Source organism: Pedobacter sp. 01N416 (genome assembly GCF_056399685.1).
Map to the genome: position 1 here is coordinate 1 of NZ_JBFTRT010000670.1, position 3,289 is coordinate 3,289.

The window sequence follows — 3,289 nt, forward strand, 5'->3', positions numbered from 1 at the left end:
GATTAACAAAAACGAACCAACAGCTGAGTTTGCACAGAAATATTTTGAAGAAGCAAAACAATTTTTAAATCAGATTAAGGCTAAAAGGGGCTTAGTAAACGCATAATATGGGAGAGCAGAGATTAAACGTGGAATCAAGAATAACCCTTTTAGGCGCTGGTCCTGGAGATCCTGATTTATTGACACTAAAAGGGGTTAAAGCATTGCAAACTGCCGATGTGGTTTTGTACGACGCTTTAACCAACGAAGCTTTATTGGAGCACGCTCCGGCAGAAGCCATTAAAGTTTATGTAGGAAAGCGTTCTGGTGAGCATTCTTATCCTCAGGATACCATCAATAAATTAATGATCGATTATGCCTTAAACTACGGTCACGTAGTGCGTTTAAAAGGTGGCGATCCATTTGTTTTTGGCAGAGGTTACGAGGAGTTGGATTATGCAGCGTCTTATAGCATTCCGGTAAGTGTAATCCCAGGTATTTCGAGTTCGATCGGTGTACCAGGTTTGCAACAGATTCCGGTTACGCACCGCGGCATGAGCGAAAGTTTTTGGGTAATTACCGGAACAACCACTTCAGGAGAAGTTTCGGCTGATATTTACCAGGCAGCACATTCTAATGCTACTGTTGTGGTACTTATGGGACTTAAAAAATTACCTAAAATTGTAGAGATTTTTAAAGCTGCAGGAAAACATCATTTACCAACCGCAGTGGTTCAGAACGGATCAGCAGAAGATGAAAGATTGGTTGTTGGCGTGGTTGAAACCATAGAAGGTTTAGTGCAACAAGAAAATATTAAGGCACCTGCTTTATTAATTTTTGGAGAAGTTGTATCATTACATCCATCATTTAAGAAATTAATTAAACAATATGCAAGTATTGCCTTTAATTGGTGCAGGAAATATTGGGCTCGAGAAATTAACTGCGATCGTAAATAATAGCCATAGTGCTACCATCACGATTGTTGCAGAGCTAGTATCACCAGAAGTTTATGCGCTTATCGCAAATTATCCGCTGATAAAAGTTAAACAGAAAAGTTTCGATGTAGATGATCTGAATGACATTGACATCGTTTTCGCGGCAACCAATAACAATATTTTAAATGAAGAGATTAGAAAGGTGACGCATGAGCGTGGCCTCTTGATCAACGTGGCAGATAAGCCTGAACTTTGCGATTTCTATCTGGGATCAATTGTTCAAAAGGGCGATTTAAAGATTGCCATTTCTACAAACGGCAAATCGCCAACTATTGCCAAACGTTTAAAACAGATTTTAAATGAAGGTTTGCCTGCCGAGCTTGATGAAACGCTACAGAATATGAGTGCTTTACGTCAAACTTTAAATGGTGATTTTTCGGCAAAAGTTAAAAAACTGAATAAGGTTACCCAAAGTTTAATTAACCCTAAAAAAAGTTTTGCCGAACAAAATATTAAATGGTTAATCTGGGCGGCCTCAGTTTTACTAATTGGTGCTATCGGGTTTTCTTTGTGGAATACCGAACCAGAATTTCAGCGTTTCCTGATCAATATTGATCCTTTATTCTATTGGTTTTTAGGTKCTGGGTTTTTATTCGCATTAATTGATGGTGCAATTGGCATGTCGTATGGTGTTACTACTGCGTCGTTCTCATTAGCGATGGGTTTACCTCCTGCATCGGCAAGTATGGCCATCCACATTTCTGAGGTAATGAGCAATGGAATTGCAGGCTGGATGCATTACCGTATGGGTAACGTAAACTGGAAATTATTCAAAATTTTAATCCTTCCTGCCATAATCGGAGCAGTTTTAGGTGCCTATATCCTTTCTTCATTAGAACATTATAGTGCTTATGTTAAGCCTATTGTAGCGGTTTACACCTTGTTTTTAGGCGGAATCATTTTAATGAAAGCTTTCAATGTGAAGAGAAAAAAAGCCGATCAAAAAATTAAAAAAATTGGTTTATTGGGCTTTGTTGGTGGTTTTATCGATGCTGCCTTTGGCGGTGGCTGGGGTTCAATCGTATTATCAAGCTTAATTGCAGGTGGCAGGCATCCATTGTTCTCTTTGGGTACGGTAAAAATCAGCCGCTTTTTTATCGCCACTTTAAGTTCGCTTACATTTTTCACCATGTTAGGTGGCAAACACTGGGAAGCTGTTGTGGGCTTGATTATTGGTAGTGCAATCGCATCACCAATAGCCGCAAAAGTATCGAACAAAATTTCTGCAAAAACCATTATGGTTGCCGTAGGGATTATTGTGATGATTGTGAGTTTGCGCAGTGTAATTATGTTTATTTTAAAATTAATATAGTGATGGAGAACCTAGAGGAGATAAAAGCAGCACTGGCAGGTTTAAATACAATTGATAAACTGAAATTTTTAGCAGATAAATATGCCGACCGTATTATATTTTCGACCAGTTTTGGTTGGGAAGATCAGGCGATTACGCATTTAATTTTTTCAAATAATATTCCAATTAAGGTTTTTACTTTAGAAACCGGACGTTTGTTCCCAGAAACTTATTACGTTTGGAACCGAACCCTGGAAATTTATAACAAACCCATTCATGCCTATTATCCACAAAATGAGCTGTTACAGGATATGGTAAACACAAAAGGCCCGAGCAGCTTTTACGAATCGGTAGAAAATAGAAAAGAGTGCTGTTACATCCGTAAAATCGAACCTTTAAAAAGAGCATTAAAAGGTAATGAGATATGGGTAACAGGGATCAGGGCCGACCAAAGTGCCAACCGCGAGGATATGCACGATTTAGAATGGGACGAAGGGAATCAATTGGTTAAATTCCACCCTATTTTCGATTGGACTTTAGATGATGTGAAAGCATACATTAAAGAAAACAACATTGTTTACAATACCCTGCATGATAAAGGTTTCCCAAGCATCGGTTGCGCCCCATGTACCAGAGCAGTACAGCCGGGTGAAGATTTTAGGGCTGGAAGATGGTGGTGGGAAGACCAAAGTAAAAAAGAATGCGGTTTACATGCTACTTAAGGTATAAGGCTGAAAGGTAGAAGGTTTATATCCTTATTCAATGAAGCGTTGGAATATCCCAACATTCAAACCTTCCAAACATTTTTAACAACAATAACAACAACAAATATATAAGTTGAATAATTGAGCGATTTATCATTCAATCATTCAACATTCAATCATTCAACATTTGATAATGAGTACATATAATTTTGATTATTTAGATGAACTAGAGGCCGAGGCCATTCACATTTTACGTGAAGTGGCAGGTCAGTTTGAAAAACCAGCCTTATTATTTTCGGGTGGAAAAGATTCAATTACTT

The 3,289-nt window shown here is 38.2% G+C and carries 3 protein-coding genes and 1 pseudogene; all 4 read left to right on the forward strand.

What is annotated here, in order from left to right:
- Nucleotides 1–107 precede the first annotated feature (107 nt).
- Entirely contained in the window at nucleotides 108–935 is an 828-nt protein-coding gene (gene cobA, locus AC1DND_RS25625; RefSeq protein WP_477585375.1) for a uroporphyrinogen-III C-methyltransferase, read from the forward strand.
- The gene (locus AC1DND_RS25630; protein ID WP_477585377.1) at nucleotides 868–2,286 is read left to right on the forward strand and encodes a TSUP family transporter; all 1,419 of its coding nucleotides are present in this window, start codon (nucleotides 868–870) and stop codon (nucleotides 2,284–2,286) included. Before cobA ends, AC1DND_RS25630 begins: the two co-directional genes overlap by 68 nt.
- Before the next feature lie 2 nt (nucleotides 2,287–2,288).
- Complete coding sequence (locus AC1DND_RS25635) at nucleotides 2,289–2,987, forward strand: phosphoadenylyl-sulfate reductase (RefSeq protein WP_477585379.1); 699 nt, start codon at nucleotides 2,289–2,291, stop codon at nucleotides 2,985–2,987.
- 175 nt (nucleotides 2,988–3,162) lie between these two features.
- A pseudogene (locus AC1DND_RS25640) lies at nucleotides 3,163–3,289 on the forward strand (sulfate adenylyltransferase subunit CysD); the annotation flags it as partial.